Source organism: Enterococcus pingfangensis (assembly GCF_005405205.1).
GTDB classification, from domain to species: Bacteria; Bacillota; Bacilli; order Lactobacillales; family Enterococcaceae; genus Enterococcus_A; species Enterococcus_A pingfangensis.
In genome coordinates this window covers 1-3,257 of record NZ_BJDP01000022.1, presented here as the reverse complement: position 1 = coordinate 3,257, position 3,257 = coordinate 1, and the positions used below count along the sequence as shown (strand labels likewise).

The 3,257-nt window shown below is 49.7% G+C and carries 2 rRNA genes; both read right to left on the bottom strand.

Annotated elements, in window-relative coordinates:
• Window positions 1-116, bottom strand: a 5S ribosomal RNA gene (gene rrf / locus FFM63_RS09740).
• Window positions 117-186: 70 nt separating this feature from the next.
• A 23S ribosomal RNA gene (locus FFM63_RS09735) occupies window positions 187-3,099 on the bottom strand.
• Window positions 3,100-3,257: the final 158 nt, after the last annotated feature.

Here is a 3,257-nt window from a genome sequence, read left to right as displayed (position 1 = left end):
GCGTGGCGACGTCCTAATCTCACAAGGGGCAACCCCTCACTACAATCGGCGCTAAGAAGCTTAACTTCTGTGTTCGACATGGGAACAGGTGTATCCTTCTCGCTATCGCCACCACACTATTTGTTTGAGTAAACTTCGTTCACTCAAAACTGGATCAGAAACATTCAAACAACCGTGAATCAATTTTTGGTTAAGTCCTCGATCGATTAGTATCAGTCCGCTCCGTACATCACTGCACTTCCACTTCTGACCTATCTACCTGATCTTCTCTCAGGGATCTTACTTTCTTTAAGAAATGGGAAATCTCATCTTGAGGTGGGCTTCACACTTAGATGCTTTCAGCGTTTATCCCTTCCCTACATAGCTACCCAGCGATGCCTCTGGCGAGACAACTGGTACACCAGCGGTAAGTCCATCCCGGTCCTCTCGTACTAAGGACAGATCCTCTCAAATTTCCAACGCCCGCGACGGATAGGGACCGAACTGTCTCACGACGTTCTGAACCCAGCTCGCGTGCCGCTTTAATGGGCGAACAGCCCAACCCTTGGGACCGACTACAGCCCCAGGATGCGACGAGCCGACATCGAGGTGCCAAACCTCCCCGTCGATGTGGACTCTTGGGGGAGATAAGCCTGTTATCCCCAGGGTAGCTTTTATCCGTTGAGCGATGGCCCTTCCATGCGGAACCACCGGATCACTAAGCCCGACTTTCGTCCCTGCTCGACTTGTAGGTCTCGCAGTCAAGCTCCCTTGTGCCTTTACACTCTGCGAATGATTTCCAACCATTCTGAGGGAACCTTTGGGCGCCTCCGTTACTCTTTAGGAGGCGACCGCCCCAGTCAAACTGCCCATCTGACACTGTCTCCCACCACGCTTAGTGGTGCGGGTTAGAGTGGTCATAACACAGGGGTAGTATCCCACCAGCGCCTCTGTCGAAACTAGCGTCCCGACTTCTACGGCTCCTACCTATCCTGTACATGTGGTACAAACACTCAATATCAAACTGCAGTAAAGCTCCATGGGGTCTTTCCGTCCTGTCGCGGGTAACCTGCATCTTCACAGGTACTAAAATTTCACCGAGTCTCTCGTTGAGACAGTGCCCAAATCGTTACGCCTTTCGTGCGGGTCGGAACTTACCCGACAAGGAATTTCGCTACCTTAGGACCGTTATAGTTACGGCCGCCGTTTACTGGGGCTTCAATTCGTACCTTCGCTTACGCTAAGCACTCCTCTTAACCTTCCAGCACCGGGCAGGCGTCAGCCCCTATACGTCATCTTTCGATTTTGCAGAGACCTGTGTTTTTGATAAACAGTCGCTTGGGCCTATTCACTGCGGCTGATCGTTAGATCAGCACCCCTTCTCCCGAAGTTACGGGGTCATTTTGCCGAGTTCCTTAACGAGAGTTCTCTCGCTCACCTTAGGATTCTCTCCTCGACTACCTGTGTCGGTTTGCGGTACGGGCCATTGTTTTCTTACTAGAAGCTTTTCTCGGCAGTGTGACATCGGGAACTTCGGTACTATTATTTCCCTCCCCATCACAACTTGTCCTTAAAGATGCAAGCATTTGACTCACACCAAGACTTGTTGCTTGGACAGACATTTCCATTCGTCTGATTCCTTAGCCTCCTGCGTCCCTCCATTGCTCAAACAAAAACAACGGGTACAGGAATATCAACCTGTTATCCATCGCCTACGCCTTTCGGCCTCGGCTTAGGTCCCGACTAACCCTGGGCGGACGAGCCTTCCCCAGGAAACCTTAGTCATTCGGTGGACAGGATTCTCACCTGTCTTTCGCTACTCATACCGGCATTCTCACTTCTAAGCGCTCCAGTAGTCCTCACGATCTACCTTCAACGCCCTTAGAACGCTCTCCTACCAACATACCTAAAGGTATGTTCCACAGCTTCGGTAAACTATTTAGCCCCGGTACATTTTCGGCGCAGGGTCACTCGACTAGTGAGCTATTACGCACTCTTTAAATGGTGGCTGCTTCTGAGCCAACATCCTAGTTGTCTGTGCAACCCCACATCCTTTTCCACTTAATAGTTATTTGGGGACCTTAGCTGGTGGTCTGGGCTGTTTCCCTTTCGACTATGGATCTTATCACTCACAGTCTGACTCCCAGAGATGAATGGATGGCATTCGGAGTTTATCTGAATTCGGTAACCCGAGATGGGCCCCTAGTCCAAACAGTGCTCTACCTCCATCATTCTTACTCTGAGGCTAGCCCTAAAGCTATTTCGGAGAGAACCAGCTATCTCCAAGTTCGTTTGGAATTTCTCCGCTACCCACACCTCATCCCCGCACTTTTCAACGTACGTGGGTTCGGTCCTCCAGTGCGTTTTACCGCACCTTCAACCTGGACATGGGTAGATCACATGGTTTCGGGTCTACGACCACTTACTCATTCGCCCTATTCAGACTCGCTTTCGCTACGGCTCCGTTTTTTCAACTTAACCTCGCAAGTAATCGTAACTCGCCGGTTCATTCTACAAAAGGCACGCTATCACCCATTAACGGGCTTTAACTTGTTGTAGGCACACGGTTTCAGGATCTATTTCACTCCCCTTCCGGGGTGCTTTTCACCTTTCCCTCACGGTACTGGTTCACTATCGGTCACTAGGGAGTATTTAGCCTTGGGAGATGGTCCTCCCGGATTCCGACGGAATTCCTCGTGTTCCGCCGTACTCAGGATCCTCCTAGGTGCCAGTCAAATTTTGTCTACGGGGCTTTTACCCTTTCTAGCAGACCTTTCCAGGTCCTTCGACTATCTCACTGAACTACCATATCGGAGTCCTACAACCCCAAGAGGCAAGCCTCTTGGTTTGGGCTTTTCCCGTTTCGCTCGCCGCTACTCAGGGAATCGAATTTTCTTTCTCTTCCTGCAGGTACTTAGATGTTTCAGTTCTCTGCGTCTACCTCTAATCAGCTATGTATTCACTGAAAAGTAACATCCTATAAAAGATGCTGGGTTTCCCCATTCGGAAATCTCCGGATCAAAGCTTACTTACAGCTCCCCGAAGCATATCGGTGTTAGTCCCGTCCTTCATCGGCTCCTAGTGCCAAGGCATCCACCGTGCGCCCTTATTCACTTAACCTTAACCTAACTTTCGTTAGGGGTTTGATTGTTCCATCTAGCGATAGACTTCCCAATCAGATAAAAAATAAGCAATTGAACTTATTAAAAAACTCATTCAACGCGGTGTTCTCGGTTTGTTTGGTTTGTTTCTGTATCCAGTTTTCAATGAACGATTGA